The 18,751-nt window shown below is 61.0% G+C and carries 18 protein-coding genes; 6 read left to right on the top strand and 12 right to left on the bottom strand.

Annotated features, from left to right (window positions below; translation table 11 throughout):
• Positions 1 to 20: 20 nt before the first annotated feature.
• Complete coding sequence (gene coxB, locus JFU04_RS29860) at positions 21 to 1,148, bottom strand: cytochrome c oxidase subunit II (protein ID WP_106805541.1); 1,128 nt, start codon at positions 1,146 to 1,148, stop codon at positions 21 to 23.
• 367 nt (positions 1,149 to 1,515) lie between these two features.
• On the opposite strand from coxB, the gene JFU04_RS29855 reads away from it, so the two are divergent.
• Complete coding sequence (locus JFU04_RS29855) at positions 1,516 to 2,163, top strand: hypothetical protein (RefSeq protein ID WP_065902777.1); 648 nt, start codon at positions 1,516 to 1,518, stop codon at positions 2,161 to 2,163.
• Positions 2,164 to 2,293: 130 nt separating this feature from the next.
• Here JFU04_RS29855 and JFU04_RS29850 read toward each other — a convergent pair whose 3' ends face one another.
• The 6 genes from JFU04_RS29850 to JFU04_RS29825 form a co-directional block, all read right to left on the bottom strand.
• On the bottom strand, positions 2,294 to 3,841 hold the full coding sequence (locus tag JFU04_RS29850; RefSeq protein WP_065902775.1) for a SulP family inorganic anion transporter: 1,548 nt from the start codon (positions 3,839 to 3,841) through the stop codon (positions 2,294 to 2,296).
• A gap of 85 nt (positions 3,842 to 3,926) precedes the next feature.
• The gene (locus tag JFU04_RS29845; RefSeq protein ID WP_065902773.1) at positions 3,927 to 4,658 is read right to left on the bottom strand and encodes a carbonic anhydrase; all 732 of its coding nucleotides are present in this window, start codon (positions 4,656 to 4,658) and stop codon (positions 3,927 to 3,929) included.
• 227 nt (positions 4,659 to 4,885) lie between these two features.
• A complete protein-coding gene (locus JFU04_RS29840; RefSeq protein ID WP_065902771.1) occupies positions 4,886 to 5,944 on the bottom strand; it encodes a PA0069 family radical SAM protein in 1,059 nt (352 codons plus the stop codon).
• Positions 5,945 to 6,025: 81 nt separating this feature from the next.
• On the bottom strand, positions 6,026 to 7,324 hold the full coding sequence (locus tag JFU04_RS29835; RefSeq protein WP_201146253.1) for a cytochrome c: 1,299 nt from the start codon (positions 7,322 to 7,324) through the stop codon (positions 6,026 to 6,028).
• Positions 7,325 to 7,336: 12 nt separating this feature from the next.
• On the bottom strand, positions 7,337 to 9,121 hold the full coding sequence (locus JFU04_RS29830; protein WP_201146251.1) for a GMC oxidoreductase: 1,785 nt from the start codon (positions 9,119 to 9,121) through the stop codon (positions 7,337 to 7,339).
• 2 nt (positions 9,122 to 9,123) lie between these two features.
• Entirely contained in the window at positions 9,124 to 9,876 is a 753-nt protein-coding gene (locus JFU04_RS29825; RefSeq protein ID WP_106805546.1) for a gluconate 2-dehydrogenase subunit 3 family protein, read from the bottom strand.
• 272 nt (positions 9,877 to 10,148) lie between these two features.
• On the opposite strand from JFU04_RS29825, the gene JFU04_RS29820 reads away from it, so the two are divergent.
• Positions 10,149 to 10,805 (top strand): dual specificity protein phosphatase family protein, encoded by a 657-nt coding sequence (locus tag JFU04_RS29820; protein ID WP_201146249.1) that lies wholly within the window; start codon positions 10,149 to 10,151, stop codon positions 10,803 to 10,805.
• 88 nt (positions 10,806 to 10,893) lie between these two features.
• On the opposite strand, the gene JFU04_RS29815 is transcribed toward JFU04_RS29820, so the two are convergent.
• Both JFU04_RS29815 and prlC read right to left on the bottom strand, forming a co-directional pair.
• Positions 10,894 to 11,166 (bottom strand): YheV family putative zinc ribbon protein, encoded by a 273-nt coding sequence (locus JFU04_RS29815; RefSeq protein ID WP_065902760.1) that lies wholly within the window; start codon positions 11,164 to 11,166, stop codon positions 10,894 to 10,896.
• Complete coding sequence (prlC, locus tag JFU04_RS29810; protein WP_177343929.1) at positions 11,163 to 13,262, bottom strand: oligopeptidase A; 2,100 nt, start codon at positions 13,260 to 13,262, stop codon at positions 11,163 to 11,165. The genes JFU04_RS29815 and prlC overlap by 4 nt, the downstream gene beginning before the upstream one ends.
• A 54-nt stretch (positions 13,263 to 13,316) precedes the next feature.
• Between prlC and JFU04_RS29805 the strand changes: the two genes are divergently transcribed.
• Together JFU04_RS29805 and JFU04_RS29800 are read left to right on the top strand one after the other, a co-directional pair.
• A complete protein-coding gene (locus JFU04_RS29805) occupies positions 13,317 to 13,859 on the top strand; it encodes a gamma carbonic anhydrase family protein (RefSeq protein ID WP_065902756.1) in 543 nt (180 codons plus the stop codon).
• Positions 13,856 to 14,515: an HAD family hydrolase gene (locus JFU04_RS29800; RefSeq protein ID WP_106805549.1), complete on the top strand. Its 660-nt coding sequence runs from the start codon at positions 13,856 to 13,858 to the stop codon at positions 14,513 to 14,515. Before JFU04_RS29805 ends, JFU04_RS29800 begins: the two co-directional genes overlap by 4 nt.
• Before the next feature lie 447 nt (positions 14,516 to 14,962).
• Here the strand turns inward: JFU04_RS29800 and JFU04_RS29795 are convergent, their stop codons facing one another.
• Entirely contained in the window at positions 14,963 to 16,072 is a 1,110-nt protein-coding gene (locus JFU04_RS29795) for an aminopeptidase (protein WP_201146247.1), read from the bottom strand.
• 142 nt (positions 16,073 to 16,214) lie between these two features.
• Between JFU04_RS29795 and JFU04_RS29790 the strand changes: the two genes are divergently transcribed.
• Positions 16,215 to 16,637: a PA0061/PA0062 family lipoprotein gene (locus tag JFU04_RS29790; RefSeq protein WP_065902750.1), complete on the top strand. Its 423-nt coding sequence runs from the start codon at positions 16,215 to 16,217 to the stop codon at positions 16,635 to 16,637.
• Here JFU04_RS29790 and JFU04_RS29785 read toward each other — a convergent pair whose 3' ends face one another.
• On the bottom strand, positions 16,638 to 16,877 hold the full coding sequence (locus JFU04_RS29785) for a DUF1161 domain-containing protein (RefSeq protein WP_010207769.1): 240 nt from the start codon (positions 16,875 to 16,877) through the stop codon (positions 16,638 to 16,640).
• Between the two features lie 163 nt (positions 16,878 to 17,040).
• The gene (locus tag JFU04_RS29780; protein WP_201146245.1) at positions 17,041 to 17,472 is read right to left on the bottom strand and encodes an OsmC family protein; all 432 of its coding nucleotides are present in this window, start codon (positions 17,470 to 17,472) and stop codon (positions 17,041 to 17,043) included.
• A gap of 215 nt (positions 17,473 to 17,687) precedes the next feature.
• Here JFU04_RS29780 and JFU04_RS29775 point away from each other — a divergent pair, with 215 nt between their 5' ends.
• The gene (locus JFU04_RS29775; RefSeq protein ID WP_201146243.1) at positions 17,688 to 18,689 is read left to right on the top strand and encodes an LLM class flavin-dependent oxidoreductase; all 1,002 of its coding nucleotides are present in this window, start codon (positions 17,688 to 17,690) and stop codon (positions 18,687 to 18,689) included.
• Positions 18,690 to 18,751: the final 62 nt, after the last annotated feature.

The raw sequence follows: 18,751 nt of genomic DNA, 5'->3' as shown, positions 1-18,751 counted from the left end.
GGCATACGCAATGAAGGAGGTCATTTGCTTTCCGCCTGCTTGATGGCCAGCACGTCTTTAGGCGTGACCATGTCGCCTTTGTTGTTGCCCCAGGCATTGCGCTCGTAGGTCACCACCGCGGCGATATCCACTTCCGAGAGCTGCTTGCCGAACGCCGCCATGGCGGTGCCGGGCTTGCCGAAGTAAACGCGGTGCAGGTGATCTTCCTTGGGCCCGGTGGCAATCGGCGAGCCCTTGAGCGCCGGGAACATCGGTGGCAGGCCCTGGCCTTCGGCCTGGTGACAGGCCACGCAGGTGGTGTGGTAGACCTTGTCGCCGCGCGCCACCAGCTCTTCCAGCGTCCACTCCTTGGAAGTCAGTTCCTTGAGCTTGGCCGCCTCTTCCTTGCGCTCGCCGAGCCAGGTGTCGTAGTCCGCCTTGGACTTGACCTCGACCACGATGGGCATGAAGCCGTGATCCTTGCCGCACAACTCGGCGCACTGGCCGCGGTAGATGCCGGGCTTCTCGATACGGGTCCAGGCCTCGTTGACGAAACCGGGGATGGCGTCACGCTTGACCGCAAAGGCCGGCACCCACCAGGAGTGGATCACGTCGGCGGCGGTCACCAGGAAACGCACCTTGGCGCCCACCGGCAGCACCAGCGGCTGGTCGACCTCCAACAGGTAATGCTCGCCCTTGACCGCCTGGTTATGGATCTGCTCGGCGGGCGTGGCCAGGTTGCTGAAGAACTCCACGTCCTGGCCCAGGTATTTGTAATGCCACTTCCACTGATAGCCGGTGACCTGGATATCGATGTCCGATTCACTGCTGTCGTAGATATTGATCAGGGTCTTGGTCGCCGGGATGGCCATCGCGATCAGAATCAGCAAGGGCACCACGGTCCAGAGAATTTCCACGGTGGTGCTCTCGTGGAATTTGGCCGCGACCTGGCCCGTGGACCGGCGGTGAACGATCATCGACCAGAACATCGCGCCAAACACAACAATGCCGATCACCACACAGATCCAGAAAATGGTCATGTGCAGGTCAAACACAGCGTGACTGACTTCAGTCGCCCCTGGCGCCATATTCGTTGTCCAGGCGGCGTGCGCCTGGCCGAATACCGACCACAACAGGAGGCCCATCCAAACGTGTGGATGTCGCATCATTGCGGGTTCCCCTTATCGTTCTTGTTATCCCGCCGGTTTGCACCTGCGTCGAAGGGAGCGGCTTCCATACTGCTTACAACCGCTTAGCCTTGCCTGCTCATGCAGTCTGGCGTCATCAGCTAATCGCGTACAAATCCGAGTATAGACAGGCTCTGCAACCCCGCAATGTGTAGGGGCAAATGAGCAAAAATGACTGGTCGAAGCCAATAAAACCGGGCGCGGAATCGTTTATCCGACGAACGATGGCAATTCGATATAACGCACGCGCATAACCATGAAATAATTATGACAAATGCGTCTTAGGCGCTCGTATAAACGAGCTACCTTATCCTCTCCCTTTTCCTACGCCTGCTTCACTGGAGCTTTCATGAACACCGCCGCATTGCGCGAGCAGATTTCCCGTGCCCATCAACACGAAGCCAGCACTGGCCAGCTTGCCCAGCAACTGGAAAAACAATTGCCGCACCTGCATTCGGCCATTTCCCTGGCTGACGGTGATCGCAAGATTGTCATGACCCGCTTTGTCACCGCCTACATTGAGCTCGTCCCGGACCTGCTGGAAGCCGCCAACGACGTGGCCCGCGAAGCCGGTATCGAAAGCCAGATCAAGCCGGTGCTGAAAATCGCCGAGCATTTCTTCCTGCAACCGCCGGCGATCCTGGCCGGTCACGAAGGCCTGGACGGCTTGCTCGACGAGGCCTACCTGGCCCATCGCCTGGTGGAAGAAGTAAACGATCTGTATATCAAGCATTTCGGCCAGCCGTTGATTCCGGCCGACACCACCGTAGCCAACCTGATTGCCCACCAGCTGATCGGCGAAGAATTCGCCAACCAGCTGGATGAAGCCGTGCACCTGGCGGTAGATGAAATGCTCAACGAGGAGAGCTTTGCGCTGGAGTCAGTCGAGGCCTATCGCGAAACCCTCAAGAGCCCCAACACAGAAGCTGCGTGGAAGCGCTGGCCGTGCCTGTCGCGCCAGTTGGGGGTTGAGTTGGCGTTGGAACAGCCGGCGTAACGCTTTAGCCTGACGCAGAACAAATGTGGCAGCGGGCTTGCTTGCGAATGCGGCGTGCCAGTCACTGAATATTTGACTGATCCGCCGCCTTCGCGAGCAAGCCCGCTCCCACTTTTTTGATCCGGTTTCGTCAGCCAGCAGAAGGCGCCGAACCGATTCCCACCGTCGTACGCACCCGGCCTTCCAGCCTGCGCTTCAACCCACGAGCCTCGATGACCAGCGTCGAGCCCTTGGCGGCATTCGCCCGGCCCCATTCTTCCAGCAGCTCGAGGCAGGAATGGTCGATGTAACTCAGATTACTCAGCGGCACATGCACCGTGGTTCCCGCAGGTACCGTCGACAGCACCTGGGTCAGCATCGGCACTTTCAGGAAGGTCGCCGCACCGGTCAGGCGCAACTCCATTTCACCTGCCTGAGGCAGGTCGACCAGGCTGACTTTCAAGCGCGACGCCTTCAAGGCCAGCTTCACCAGCGTCAGCCCGAAACCCACCAGTACGCCGGTCAGCAGGTCGGTAAAGATGATCGCCAGCGCCGTCGCCGCATAGGTGAACATCGGCATCCGCCCATAGCGTCCCAACGCCCGGAACGCCTTGACGTCGACCAGCTTGATGCCGGTGTACACGAGCACACCCGCAAGGCTCGCCACCGGAATGCTTTGCAGCACACTCGAGAGCAACAGCACGAACGCAAGCAGCCACAGCCCGTGGAACATCGCCGACAAGCGCGTGGTGGCGCCCGCCTGTACGTTGGCCGAACTGCGCACGATCACACCGGTCATCGGCAGGGCGCCGACCAGGCCACAGAGCATGTTGCCTACACCCTGAGCGGACAATTCCTTGTCAAAATCAGAACGCTGACCACTGTGCATGCGGTCGACAGCCGCCGCAGACAGCAAGGTTTCGGCGCTGGCGATAAACGCCACGGCGAACGCGGCGATCAACAGTTGTGGATCGGCCAGGTTCAGCAGGTCGCTGGGACGCAGCCAGTCGATGGCATCGGCGAGGTTTTCCGGGACCTCCACGCGCTTGACCTGTAACGCCAGCAACAAGCTGGCACCCGTTGCCAGGCCTACGCCCAACAGCGCGCCTGGTACAAAGCGCAGGGTTTGCGGGCGGAACTTGTCCCACAGGTACATCACCAGCATCGTCGAAAGCCCCAGCAAACCAGCCTGCCAACCCAGGCCTCCGCCAACAGTCGGAATGGCCTCGACCAGCGCCGCCGGGAAGCCGGCCAGGTTATCCAGCCCCGATGGCTTGGGGGCACCGTCGAGCATCACATGCACCTGCGACAGCACAATCAGCACCCCGATCCCCGCCAGCATCCCGTACACCACCGCCGGCGCCGTGACACGAAACCAGCAGCCCAGGCGCAGCCGCCCAGCCACTAATTGCAGGAAGCCGGCCAGTAACAGGATCGGCCCGAGCATCAGCATGCCGTGCTGGCGCACCAGTTCGAACACCAATACCGCCAGGCCCGCCGCCGGACCGCTGACCTGCAGCGGCGAACCTGCCAGCCAACCCACCACCAGGCCACCGATGATCCCGGTGATCAGGCCCTTGGCCGGCGGCATGCCCGAAGCAATCGCAATGCCCATGCACAACGGCAGGGCGACCAGAAACACAACCACGGACGCAAGCAGCTCCCGTGGTAGTACAGCTTTCAATTGAGCAGCACGCATGATGACTCTCCCGAGGCATTCGCCGGGCGCGGCAAAGTCTGGCTGCGTCCATGGCAGCCACCGCTTTACCCGGCAGGGAAGTGTGTTAGAAGCGCGCTTTAGGCGTCGCGGAAGGAATCGGGCCTTCGCCGCCCAACGGTCGGAACGTCGATTGATCCGCGTCGTAAGCCCGGATTTCGCTGGTCTCGATGTTGTAGATCCAACCGTGGATGAACAGGTGACCATTGGCCATGCGCGATGCCACGGAAGGGTGAGTGCGCAAATGCTGCAACTGGGCGATGACGTTTTCTTCGGTCAGCACCTTCATGCTCTCGCCTTCATTGGCGCAGTCGCAGTTGTCGTGGACCATGGTCTTGGCGACCTCGGCATGCCGCAGCCAGGCCTTGACCGTGGGCATCTTCTCGAGGCTCTCAGGGTTGAGTACCGCGCGCATGGCGCCGCAATCGGAGTGCCCGCACACAATGATGTGCTGCACGCCCAGGGCGAGCACGGCGTACTCGATGGCGGTGGAAACACCCCCGTTCATCTGACCATAGGGCGGCACTACGTTGCCGACGTTACGCGTCACGAACAGGTCGCCAGGCGAGCTTTGGGTAATCAGCTCCGGCACGATGCGCGAGTCGGCGCAGGTAATGAACATCGCCCGTGGGCTCTGGGCCGTGGCGAGTTTCTTGAAGAGTTCTTCCTGCTGGGGGAAGACGTCGTGATGGAAATGCAAAAAGCCGTCGACGATGTGCTTTAGCGCTGCATCGGCGGATTCCGCCACCTGAGGGGCAGAAGCCGACGCAGCCAACGGCTGTTTATCCTTGTCACTCATGATTCATCCTCTTGATTAATGCAGGGGGAGCTTGCAGGCAAGTTCGACGCCGGGCCATTGGAATAGTTGTAAACATCCAAAAACCCGGCTTGCGACTCATCAGTCACTCGCTGAACAAGGTAACCGCCGAAACTTAACTCAAACTGAATGAACCGCTCTAGACCGCGGGTTTCAGTGATGTCAAAACGCGACTATTCCTACTGGAAAGCAGGATACGCCTCTACAGTTTACAACAATGCCATCTGCCTGCCCGGTGGGCAAAACGCGGTGCAATCCAGATTAAACCCTTCCCGTCGGTTAAGCCCCAGGCGCTTGATCGCCTTGCTGAAACGCTGGGCGAGCAAATCGGCAAACGGCCCCTCGCCGCGCATGCGCACGCCAAAACGGCTGTCATACACTTCGCCACCGCGCACCTGGCGGACCAGGCTCATCACATGGGCCGCGCGCTGCGGGTAATGCGCCGCCAGCCACTCCTCAAATAACGGCGCCACCTCCAGCGGCAGGCGCAACATCATGTAGGCCGCACTCTGGGCCCCCGCGGCGTGGGCTTCGGTGAGCAGGCTTTCCAACTCGCTGTCGTTGATCATCGGGATCATCGGCGAGCACAGCACGCCGACCGGGATTCCCGCCTCGCGCATCACCCGAATCGCTCGCAACCGCGCCTTGGGCGCCGCCGTACGCGGCTCCAGGATGCGCTTGAGCTCATCGTCCAGGCTGGTGAGGCTGATCATCACGGCGACCAGGCGCTGCCGGGCCAGCTCGGTGAGCAGGTCGAGATCCCGCAGGATCAACGACCCCTTGGTGATGATGGTCACCGGGTGCCGATAACGCAGCAACACTTCGAGGGTTTGCCGGGTGATCCTGTACTCGCGCTCGATGGGCTGGTACGGGTCGGTATTGGAGCCCAGGTTGATCGGCGCACACACGTAGCCCGGCTTCGACAGCTGCTGTTCCAGCACGTCGGCGGCATTGGTCTTGGCGATGAGTCTGGTTTCGAAATCCAGCCCTGGCGACATATCCCAGTAAGCATGGCTGGGCCGCGCATAGCAGTAGATACAACCATGCTCGCAGCCCCGATACGGGTTGATGGAGCGATCGAACGGCAGGTCCGGCGAGTTGTTGCGGGTGATGATGCTCTTTGCCGTTTCGATGCGCACTTCAGTGCCCTGGGTCGGCGGCACTTCCTGGAACCAGCCGTCGTCCTCGACCACGCTGACGGTCGGCGCAAAGCGGTTGTGCAGGTTGGTGGCCGTGCCCCGACCCCGGGGCGGCAGCGGAGTAGACATGAAAGCGCCTCGATACTGTTTTTATATACAGTATCGAGGCGCGAGGTTCCTGACCAGTGCCGTTTGGCGGTCAGGGCAGGATCAGTGCTTTTGCGTCACTTGGCCCAGGTCATCGCCCGAGGTCGTGCGCATATCACTCTTGCGCAAGTCCGCCACGTCGCTGGCCTTGACCGGCGCGCCCTTGTTGCCCCAGCTGCCGCGAACGAAACTGACCACATCCGCCACTTCCTGGTCCGACAGACGCCAGGCGAAGGCCGGCATGGTGAAGGTCGACGGTGCCGTGTGCGTCGCCGGCAAGGTGCCGCCGTTCAACACGATGTTGATCAAGGAAGTGGCATCCGCCGTCTGCACCACCGGGTTGCCCGCCAGCGCCGGGAACACCCGCGTGTATCCATGGCCGTCGGTCCGGTGGCAGGCCGCGCAGTTGTCGATATACACCGACGCGCCCGGCTTGCTGTCATCACCCTTCCACAAGGCCTCGGCCACCTGCTTGTCGTAGGCGTGCGGCTGATCCTTGGGGTCCACCGCCGGCAGGCTCTTGAGGTAGCGAGCGATAGCGGTCAGGTCGTCCTGCGACATGTATTGCATGCTGTGCACGACCACGTCGCTCATGCCGCCAAACACCGCGCTGCGATCACTGCGACCGGTCTTGAGAAATTGCACCAGTTGCTCCTCGCTCCAACTGCCGAGGCCGTCCTTGTGATCGCCGCGCAGGCTCTTGGCGATCCAGCCTTCCAGCGGCGCGCTGCCGGACAGGAATGCATTGCCGTCAGTCGCACTCAGGGCTTTTTCCTGCATGGTCAGCGCCCGTGGCGTATGGCACGCGCCGCAGTGGCCGAGGCCTTCAACCAAGTAGGCACCGCGGCTGATCACCGGGTCGGCACCCGCCGCTGCCTGGTAGTCCGCCACCTCGGGGGCGAACATCCAGCGCCACGCCGCCAACGGCCAGCGCATGCTCAGGGGCCACGGAATATCGCTGTCCTTGTTCTCCTGCGCGACCGGCTCGACGCCCTTCATGAAGTACGCATACAACGCCTGCATATCGCTTTCGCTGACGCGCGCATAGGACGGATATGGCATTGCCGGGTAAAGCGTACTACCGCTCTTGGCGACGCCATGGCGCACGGCCTTGTCGAAGTCCTCAAAGCTGTAGTCACCCAGGCCGGTCTTGTCCGGAGTGATGTTGGTGGAATAGATCACCCCGATCGGGGTTTCCATCGGCAGGCCGCCAGCGAATGGCTTGCCGCCTTTGGCGGTATGGCAGGCCACGCAGTCACCGGCGCGGGCCAGGTATTCACCCTGCTTGACCAGGTCGGTTTCAGCGGCGCTGATCGAACAACTGCTGAACAGCGCCAGGGAGGCGATAACGAGTGCTTTCATGGTCATCGCTCCTTATGCCTGAACCAGTGGGCCGGGGTTTTTCAGGTACTGCTCGCGGATCGCCCGCGCCGACCAATAGGTCAGGGCAGCGACCAGGCCGGTAGGGTTGTAGCCCAACCCTTGTGGGAAGGCGGACGCGCCCGGGACAAACACGTTGTGTACATCCCAGGATTGCAGGTAGCGGTTCAACGCACTGGTTTTCGGATCGGTGCCCATGATCGCGCCACCATTGAGGTGGGTGGTCTGGTAAGAGGCGGTGTTGAAGTGCTCACCGACCTTTTTGCCGAGCATGGCAATCGCCTTGGGGTTCATTGCCTGAGCGACCTTGCCCATCTTTTCCATCATGAAGCGGTTCATCTTGATGTCGTTTTCCTGCCAGTCGAACGTCATCCGCAGCAATGGCAAGCCGTAGGCATCGCGATACACCGGGTCCAGATCCAGGTAGTTGCCCCGGTAGGATTGATGCGCGCCGTGGGAGTCCATCGACACCTGATGGGTGTAGTAATCGGCGGTAGCGCGTTTCCAGGCACTGCCCCAGGCCGGGGTGCCCGGCGGGTTGGACGTACCGGCAATCGGCCGGCTGCCAGCCTGGTTGACCCACATCGGCGAGCCGCCCACAAATCCGTGGGGCCCGTGGTCGAAGTTATCGGCGTTGAAGTCATCGATGGCCACGCCATTGCCGCCCGCGCCGATGAAGTTGTTGGTGTGGGTGTCCTTGTCGAAGAACGCCTTGATCGTGCCCATGTTCTGGTAGGCAAAGTTCCTGCCCACCACGCCCTCGTTGGTAATCGGGTCGTAAGGCTTGCCGATACCCGAAAGCAACATGAGGCGCACATTGTTGAACTGGAAGGAGCCGATGATCACCAGGTCCGCCGGTTGCTCGCATTCGCGACCCTGGCCGTCGATGTAGGTCACGCCCGTGGCCTTGCTCTTGGTGCTGTCGAGATTGACCTTGAGCACGTGGGAATTGGGCCGCAGCTCAAAGTTCGGCACCTGGCGCAGCGCCGGCAGGATGTTCACGTTCGGCGAGGCCTTGGAATACATGTAGCAGACATAGCCGCTGCAGAAACCGCAGAAGTTGCACGGGCCCATCTGCGCGCCGTAGGGGTTGGTGTACGGCCCCGAGGTATTGGCCGACGGCAGGTTGTAGGGTTTGTAGCCGACTTCGGCCGCCGCTTTCTGAAACAGCTGTGCGGAGACGGTGTTTTTCTGCGCTTCCAACGGGAACGGGTTGGAGCGATCCGGCGCATACGGGTTGCCGCCACGGCCTTCGCCTACGAGCTGACCTTTCACGGTCCAGGCCTGGCCGGAGGTGCCGAAGACTTTCTCCGCATAGTCGAAAAACGGCTCCAGCTCTTCGTAACTGACGCCGAAGTCCTGGATGGTCATGTCCTTGGGAATGAAGTTCTTGCCGTAGCGCTCTTCATAGTGACTGCGCATGCGCAACTCGATCGGGTCGACGCGAAAGTGCACCCCCGACCAGTGCAGGCCCGCGCCGCCCACGCCGTTGCCGGGCAAGAACGCGCCCAATTGGCGGTTGGGCAGGGCGACATCATTCACGCTATGGCGAATGGTCACGGTCTCCTTGGAGATGTCCTGGAAGAGTTTTTTACGCACGCTGTAGGTCAATTCGTCGATGACCTGCGGATAGTTGCCGTCCGGGTACGTGTCCTGCATCGGGCCGCGCTCCAGCGCTACCACGTTGAGGCCGGCTTCCGTCAGCTCCTTGGCCATGATCGCGCCGGTCCAGCCGAAACCCACGATCACTGCATCCACTTTCTTCATGATGGTCGCCACGTTTATGCCCTCTCGCCGCGGATGGAAACAGCCGGGAAGGGGTACTGCTCGTTGCGTTCCACCCAATCCATGAAATCGGCGCGGGCGCCGGGGAAGCCGATCATGGTCCAGCCGACCATGCCTTTGTTGCCGCCGTGAATCGGGTCGCAGAAGAACCCTTCCTTGGTGTTTTGCAGCAGCAAATTGAAAAACATCTTCGGCGGCACTGTGTCGAAATGCGCGCTGACTTCACTGCCACCGGCTTCCAGGCGCCGCAACATATCGTCCTGGGTAGCGCTGTCTTGTGCAGCAAAAGCCTTACCGTTGAACGCCTTCGACCAGGCATCCGTGGCAGCAATGCCCAGGCGATAAATCTCCTTGGGCACCAACTTGCTCTGCCAGCCCATCTCGGGCGCGGCATCGGCATTGAATGGACCTTGCATGAACCACAGTGCGCCGCTGGCGTAGGGCGTGTTCATCTGGCGGTCGATGTACTCCGGCGCGCCGGCTTCCAGCGCACCGGGCCCTTGGGCGTCGGCAGGGATCAGGCGGGCGACGGCGGCGTTGAGAAACGCCCACTCTTCGGCGCTGAAATAGCTCGGTTCATAGGCCTTGTCGCTGGCCGCAGGCTTGGCCGGCGCAGCCTGGGCAGGCTCGGGCGTGGCCATCAGCATCGAACCGCCAAGGCCGGTACTGGCAACCGTGACCACCGGGATCAAGGTCAAGGATTTGCGCAGAAAGTCACGCCGGGGGTTGTCTTGATCTTGATCAGACATGGGTGCACCTCATCATGTGGTCACGGGTTTTATCAGCCGCTTCTGGGAGCAGCGTGAAGGCTTGCCAGGAAATGGGATCCAAAGGGATAGAACATATTGGCAATCAATAGTTACAAATGATAGCAGGCTAAGGATTTGAAGAATCGATTCAGCGAGAAAAACAGCCGATCCGGCGCTTCAATCACGATTCTTTGACGAGCCCCTCACGCGCCGTTGACCGCCGGCAAGCGACGCTAGGGCTCATCAATCAACGCCCTGCTCGGTCACTCACCATGTTCAAGATTCGATTGCTGCCGGCGCTCGGCCTGGCCTGTATGGCGCTGCTCGCCATCGCCCAAGCCCAAGCCGACGAGACCACGTCGCTGCGCTCCCCGGAGTGGGCCCAACCCGTGGGCAATCAATTCAACCTGCACCAGATGACGCCCACGCTCTATCGCAGCGCGCTGCCGGACAGCAATGCGCTACCGGTCTTGAAAAACCTTAAGATCGGTACGGTGATCAACTTTCTGCCGGAATCCGATTCGGCCTGGCTGAAGAACGCTGATATCAAGCAGGTGCAACTGACCTACCGCACCAACCATGTCGATGACGCCGACGTTCTCACTGCGCTGAGGGCCATTCAGGCTGCCGAGGCCAACGGCCCGGTGCTGATGCATTGCAAGCATGGCTCAGACCGCACCGGCCTGATGGCGGCGATGTATCGCGTGGTGATCCAGGGATGGAGCAAGGAAGACGCGCTGAACGAGATGACCTTGGGGGGTTTCGGCGGCAGCAGTGGCTTCAAGGACGGTGTTCGCTACATGATCCAGGCGGATGTCGACAAGTTGCGCATGGCCTTGGCGAATGGTGATTGCAGCACCAGTGCGTTTGCACTGTGCTCGATGAAGGATTGGATTTCGACAACGAACAAGACTGAAGAGCAACTGTAGGAGCCTGCCTGCGAAGCAAGTACGCGGTGTTTCAGTCACACCGCGTCGGGGCTATCGCAGGCTAGCCAGCGCCTCCAGGAAGCAGGCTTCAGTCTTTTTTCAGCTTGGGATTGGGAAAGAACTGCACCGCCTGCACTTTTGGGTCCGGCGCTTTCAACGCCGAGGTGTTGACCCGCGTACCCAACTCCTTGGGCACCGACAACCCCTGGTCATTCAGCGTATCGGTATACCCGCAGGCCACACACTCGCGGTGCGGCACGTTGTCTTCGGTCCACATCTTGAGCTTGTCCGGCTCGCTGCACGCCGGGCAGACCGCCCCGGCGATAAATTGCTTTTTGGTAATCACAGGCCCTTCACTCATGCTGCCGCGTCCTCACTCAGGCCGCTGTGGCGCAAGAGTGCGTCAATCGACGGCGCCCGTCCGCGGAAGTCGACGAACAGCACCATCGGTGCCTGCGAGCCGCCACGGGCGAGGATCGCCTCGCGGAATGCGCGGCCGGTCTCGGCATTGAGCACGCCGTCTTCCTCGAACTTGGAGAAGGCATCCGCCGACAGCACTTCGGCCCATTTATAGCTGTAGTAACCCGCCGCATAACCGCCGGCGAAGATGTGCGCAAAGCTGTTCGGGAAGCGGTTGTAGGCGGGCGGACGCATCACCGACACCTCGTCACGCACGCCTTCAAGCACTTGCGCCACGCTGCGGCCGTCGCCGTGAGTGGCATGCAATTCGAAGTCGAATAGCGAGAACTCCAGCTGGCGCACCATCATCAGGCCGGACTGGAAGTTTTTTGCCGCGAGCATTTTTTCCAGCAGGTCCTGGGGCAGCGGCTCGCCGGTTTCATAGTGGCCGGAGATCAGTGCGAGGCCTTCCGGCTCCCAGCACCAGTTCTCCATGAATTGGCTCGGCAATTCCACCGCATCCCAAGCCACGCCGTTGATACCGGACACGCCGGCATGTTCGACGCGGGTCAGCAGGTGGTGCAGGCCGTGGCCGAATTCGTGGAACAGGGTGGTCACTTCATCGTGGGTCAACAGGGCAGGCTTGCCGCTGTCGGCCGGGGTGAAATTGCACACCAGGTTGGCGACCGGGCTTTGCAGCACGCCGTCAAGGGTGCGACGACGATCGCGCGCGCCGTCCATCCAAGCACCGCCACGCTTGTTGGCGCGGGCGTACAGGTCGAAGAAGAAGCGGCCGACATGCTGGCCGTTTTCCTTGATTTCAAACAGGCGGACATCCGGGTGCCAGGTGTCGAAGCCTTTTTGCTCGGCAATCTCGATGCCGTACAGGCGCTGCACGATAGCAAACAGGCCGCCGAGCACTTTGTCGATCGGGAAATAGGCGCGCAGGGCTTCTTGCGACACGCTGTAGCGCTGCTCGCGAAGTTTTTCGCCGTAGAAACCGCTGTCCCAGCTTTGCAGGTCGGCGCAGCCTTGTTCGGCGGCGTAGGCCCGAAGCTGCTGCAGATCCTGGGCGGCAAACGGCTTGCTGCGCTTGGCCAGGTCACGCAGGAAGGTCAACACCTGGTCGCTGGACTCAGCCATTTTGGTCGCCAGGCTCAGCTCGGAGAACGAGGCGTAGCCGAGCAGCTTCGCCAGTTCCTGACGCAGGTCGAGGATCTGTTCCATCACCGGGCCGTTATCGTTCTGACCGGCGTTCGGGCCTTGGTCCGACGCACGGGTGCAGTACGCCGCGTAGACTTCTTCACGCAGGGCGCGCTCCTGGGCGTAGGTCATCACCGCGTAGTAGCTCGGGAACTCCAGGGTGATCAGCCAGCCATCCAGGCCTTTGGCCTGGGCGGCGGCAGCCATCTGCGCCTTGGCCGAATCGGTCAGGCCGGCGAGGGTGGCTTCATCGGTAACGTGTTTGGTCCAGGCCTGGGTGGCGTCCAGCAGCTGGTTGGAAAACTTGCTGCCCAACTCGGACAGCTTGCTCTGCACTTCGGCGTAGCGCTTTTGCTGCTCAGGCGGCAGATCGATACCCGACAGGCGGAAGTCGCGCAGGGAATGTTCCAGGATGGTTTTTTGCGCCACGTCGAAACCGGCAGCCTCCGGGCTGTTGGCCAAGGCTTCGAAGGCCTGGAACAGTTCGCGGTTCTGGCCCATCTCGGTGGAATAGGCGCTCAACGCCGGCAGGCAAGCCTCGTAGGCTTCGCGCAGCTCGGCGCTGTTGCACACGGCGTTGAGGTGACTGACCGGGCTCCAGGCGGCGCCCAGGCGGTCGTTCAGTTCGTCCATGGCCAGCACCAGGCCTGCCCATGTCGGATTTTTACCCTGGCTTTGCAGGATGCCTTCGATGGCGACACGGTTGTCGGCGAGGATCTGTTCGATGGCCGGCTGCACGTGCTCGGCACGGATCGCCGAGAACGGCGGCAGGTCGTAGGACTGCAGAAGAGGGTTGTTCGCGCTCACGGTTGGCACCTTGGCTGAAGAAACATGTAAGAACAAAGATGGGGCCATCTTAATTACAATCAACGCCCACCGCAGCTATCAGCACATAAGAGAGAGGCTATCGTGACCCTTCGCACCTATCAGAACCACACGCCAACCCTGGGCGCCGGGGCTTTTGTCGATATTTCGGCGGTGGTGATCGGCGATGTCGAAATCGGCACCGACAGCTCGGTCTGGCCGCTGACCGTGATTCGCGGCGACATGCACCGCATCCGTATCGGCGCGCGCACCAGCGTGCAGGATGGCTGCGTGCTGCACATTACCCACGCCGGGCCCTTCAATCCTGACGGCTTCCCGCTGCTGATCGGCGATGACGTGACCGTCGCCCACAAAGTCATGCTGCATGGTTGCAGCGTCGGCAACCGGGTGTTGATCGGCATGGGCAGCATCGTGATGGACGGCGCCGTGGTGGAGGACGACGTGATCATCGGCGCCGGCAGCCTGGTGCCGCCTGGCAAGAAACTCGACAGCGGCTTTTTGTACGTGGGTAGCCCGGTTAAACAAATCCGCGCGCTGACTGACAAGGAGCGTGCCTTTTTCACCTACAGCGCCGCGAACTACGTGAAGCTCAAAGACCTGCACCTGGCGGAAGGATTCGATCAATGACCCTCAACTACTCAACCGTCCTGTTCGACCTGGATGGCACCCTCACCGATCCGCGCGAGGGCATCACCCGTTCGATCCAGTACGCCCTCGGCAAGCTGGGGATCGATGAGCCGGACCTGACCAAGCTTGAACACTTCATCGGCCCGCCGCTGTTGCAGGCGTTCATGCAGTTTTACGGCTTCGACGAGGCCAAGGCCTGGGAGGCGGTGAATTTCTACCGTGAGCGCTTCAAGGTCACCGGCCTGTATGAAAACCGCGTGTTCGACGGCGTAATGCCACTGCTGGAAGACTTGGGCAACCAGGGTCGCCAGCTCTATGTAGCAACCTCCAAGCCTTGGGTGTTTGCCCGCGAGATCGCTCGGCATTTCGACTTCGCCAAGCACTTCAAGGTGATCTACGGCAGCGAGCTGGATGGGACGCGGACCAACAAGGTTGAGCTGATTGCGCACTTGATCAGCGAGGAAGGCCTTGATCCTTCGACCACCCTGATGATTGGCGACCGCAAGCATGACCTGATCGGCGCCCGCAGCAATGGCCTGGATTCGGCGGCGGTCGGCTATGGATTTGGCAGTTTTGCAGAGTTGAATGCCGAGGCGCCGACCTGGCATTTCGAAACGCTGGCCGAGATGCACCAGGCATTTTTGCCGCGCGCTTGAGACCGCCTTCGCAGGCAAGCCAGCTCCCACATTGGATCTCCATACACCCGAGGCCCCGAGTCATACCCGGATCCCCCTGTGGGAGCGGGCTTGCTCGCGAAGGCGGGCTGTCAGTTGATGCATTCGGTGCTGACCCACCGCCTTCGCAGGCAAGCCAGCTCCCACATTTGATCTTCTTACACCCGAGGCCCCGAGTCATACCCGGCTCCCCCTGTGGGAGCGGGCTTGCTCGCGAAGGCGGGCTGTCAGTTGATGCATTCGGTGCTGACCCACCGCCTTCGCAGGCAGGCCAGCTCCCACATTTGATCTTCTTACACCCGAGGCCCCGAGTCATACCCGGATCCCCCTGTGGGAGCGGGCTTGCTCGCGAAGGCGGGCTGTCAGTTGATGCCGTGCATGCCTGACCTACCGCCTTCGCAGGCAAGCCAGCTCCCACATTTGATCGTCTTACACCCGAGGCCCCGAGTCATACCCGGATCCCCCTGTGGGAGCTGGCTTGCCTGCGAGAGGCCCTGATGGCCCCGTACCCTCCAACTGCCTCAGCGCCGCCTTGCGCTTCGCCTGCGGCAACCGCCCCAGTTGCTCCACCGCCGCATAAAACTTCAGCCAATCCCCGCCCTGCTGCGCAAACAACGCCGCAAACGCCGGCACCCATTGGTCATACAGCCCAAACGGCAGCAACCGCGCATTGTTCATCGGCTGGTTGATCCACACGTCATAACGCTTGTCGCCGCCCCACTGGCTATCACGCAGTTGCCGATAATCACTGCGCAAACGCTCGAATTCCGCCGCCTTGGCCTGACGCATCACCTCGCCAAACAGGGGCTGCGCATAGAGTCTTTCCAGGCGTTGACGGGTCTCGAGGATCAGCCGGGTGAATTGGTCACGCTGCGCCACCGCGGAGTCGCTGAGGGGCGCCAGGCCCCGTGCCGCGCGCCATTGGCGGGTGCCTTCCTGTTCGACGAAATTGGCGAATGACTCGTTGAACTCGGTGTCGTCCTTCACATAGAAACGCTGGTGCGCCAACTCGTGGAAGATCAGCGTGGCCAGGCGCTCGTCACCCCAGTTCATCATCGAATTCATGATCGGGTCGTTGAACCAGCCCAGGGTGGAATAGGCCTCGACGCCACCGATCGAGACATCCAGGCCCTGTTGCTTCAACAGCGCCGCCTCTCCGCGCGCCGCGCCTTGGTTGTAGTAGCCGCGATAGGCCACGCAACCGGCAATGGGGAAACAGTGTGTTTCAGGCGACAGGGAAAATTCCTGCGTGGCAAAGACATTCCAGACTACGTAAGGCCGGCCAATATCGGCGTACAGACGGTAACTCTGATTGTCAGGAAGGTGCAGGTGCTCGCTGGCGAATGTCCGCGCTTTTTGCGATTGCACCAGGTGCTCACGCAGTGACTGTGGGCGGGACGGGTCGGCGATGACCTCGGCCACCGGCTCGCGGGCACGCAACAATTGCCATTGTCCGCTGGCCAACTGGCTGTAATAACTGAGGCTGGAACAGCCGCTGAGCACCACAACCACCGCCCCTGCAAGAAAACGCCTGACCATGCCCCGACCACTCCTGGCTGATTTGCTCGCCAGACTATCCTGCCTATACGGAATTTTTCCATGACGTGACGTGTTTATACTCATAGCGAGTCTGTTGCCGTGCGCGCCAGGCTCAATTCTTTCCCTGCGATGAGTGCCTGCCATGCGTCAGCTCTTGCTCCCCGTCACCGCGCTGTTCCTGAGTGCGTGTGCTTACACCCCGATCCCGCCGGTTGACCCGCACCAGGCCTGGATCGATTTCGCCACCCCGACACCGGGTGCCAAACTGGTGATGGCCCAGCGCCTGGACGGTAAAAACCTCCCCGACGGGCGCTACTTCCAGGTCCCGCCCGGCAGTCATGAGTTGATGGTGCGCTTTGATTTCGAAGTGCCGACCGGCGGCAGTTTCAGCGGGTTTGGACAAACGACGGATCGGACGTGCTTCATTACCTTGCAGTACGACCATTTCGAAGCCGGCCAACGTTATAGCCTGGAAGGGCGCTCATTGGCCTACACGCCGAATATCCGCCTGTACAACGCCGCCCGCCAATTGCTGGCCGAAGAGCGCAGCGTCAACTGCCTCTGATCAGTCGTTGTTCTTCTGGTAGACGATGGCTTTGGTGCCGTTCTCACAGCTGCCGACGACCATGGCGGAGTCGTGCTTGTCGGCTTCTTCCTTGCTGACAATTTCCAGGGTGTAGGACGGAACGGCGTTCGCCTGGATCTTGACCTCAATCTCTTTCCTGAGCTCTTCGCAGTCTTTTGGCGCGGCCACGGCCGAAGTGGCCAAAACACCGCAGATGATCGCCAAGGCAAAACGTTTCATGTGTGAAGCTCCCTGAATGCATTGCGCACGGGTGTGCGTCTAAGGCTGCATAGGCTATAGGACCACATCGGTGAAACACGAGTTCTGATTTAACGCAGATGTTTTGGCGCCGCCTAGAAACAACTGCAGGCGCCGGCTTGCCGGCGACCTACAGGTAGCGGTGTCAGTTTACGAGGGTGGCATCCAGGCTGATTTTCGCATTCAGCACTTTCGATACCGGGCACCCTTCCTTGGCTTTCTTGCTCAGTTCATCGAACTGCGCCTGGCTCGCGCCTGGAATCTTGGCCTTGAGGATCAAATGCACACCAGTGATCGCAAAGCCGCCATCGACCTGGTCCAGGGTCACTTCAGCCTGGGTGTCGATGCTGTCAGCCTTGAGGCCGGCATCACCGAGAATCATCGAAAACGCCATCGAGAAACAGCCGGCGTGCGCCGCACCGATCAGTTCTTCAGGGTTGGTGCCCTTGCCGCCTTCGAAACGCGCCTTGAAGCCGTAGGGGGCTTCGCGCAGCACGCCGGTTTCGGTGGAAATGGAACCCAGGCCAGTCTTCAGATCACCTTCCCAATGCGCGGATGCCTTTTTAACAATACTCATAGCTTTCTCCTCGAACGGTGGTTTTGCGTCAGTAAGGTTCTGAGGATAGAAGCTTTGGCAAAGTTCACTTGTAAGAGAAACCTAGCGATTAAGTAGGAAATTTCGGGCTAGCTATTGAATCTCGGGTATATGCCCTCATTGCATAGGACATGCACATGAAGCGGCAGGTTTTGGTTCGTCTATGAAGCCTGCGCCCCCATTGGAGAAGCAGGCTTATGAAATCGCTGTCCGACGTAAAGTTCTCGACCCTCGACCTCGTGCCCGTGCGGGCCAACGGCAGTCCGGCGCAGTCGTTACGCAATTCCCTGGACCTGGCCCAGCACGTGGAAAAGTTCGGCTACAACCGTTTCTGGGTGGCGGAACACCACAATATGGACGGTATCGCCAGCTCGGCCACTTCGGTCTTGCTGGGCTATCTGGCTGGCGGCACCTCGACAATTCGCGTCGGCTCCGGCGGCGTCATGCTGCCCAACCATGCACCGCTGGTGATCGCCGAGCAGTTCGGCACCCTGGAAAGTCTCTACCCGGGCCGTATTGACCTGGGCCTGGGCCGCGCGCCCGGTTCCGACCAAATGACTGCGCGCGCCCTGCGCCGTGAGCGCTCGGGCAGCGCGGATGACTTCCCCGAAGATGTCGCCGAGCTGATGGCCTACCTGGGCCCACGCACGCCCGACCAACGGGTGATCGCTGTACCGGGCACCGGTACCAATGTGCCGGTGTGGCTGTTGGGTTCCAGTCTGTTCAGCGCCCAGCTGGCGGGGGAGCGCGGTTTGCCCTACGCCTTCGCCTCCCATTTCGCACCGCGCCTGATGCATGAAGCGATTCGTGTGTACCGCAATCACTTCAAGCCATCAGCCGTGCTCGACAAACCCTACGTGATGCTCGGCATTCCACTGGTCGCGGCGGACACCGATGAGCAGGCGGACTACCTGGCCACCTCCGTATACCAGCGCATCCTCGCGCTGATGCGCGGGCAAAGCCTGGTGCAGCGCCCGCCGGTGAAAACCATGGACGGTCTGTGGCTACCGCATGAAAAAGATGCGGTAGGCAGCTTCCTGGGCCTGGCCATGGTCGGCAGCCCGGCGAAGATCCGCGCCAAACTGGAGGTCCTGGTCGAACAGACCGGCGCTGACGAGCTGATCTTTACCTGCGACCTGTACGAGCATGCCGACCGGATTCATTCCTACGAGCTGCTGGCACAGTTGATGAAGGACTAAAACTTCAGGCGAAAAAAACCGACGCACCTGTGGCCAGGGAGCTTGCTCCCACTGGGCTGCGT

The sequence above is a fragment of the Pseudomonas sp. TH21 genome (genome assembly GCF_016651025.1).
GTDB classification, from domain to species: Bacteria; Pseudomonadota; Gammaproteobacteria; order Pseudomonadales; family Pseudomonadaceae; genus Aquipseudomonas; species Aquipseudomonas aylmerensis.
Note: the sequence above shows the minus strand (reverse complement) of the source record. Positions and strands in the feature narration are given on the sequence as shown.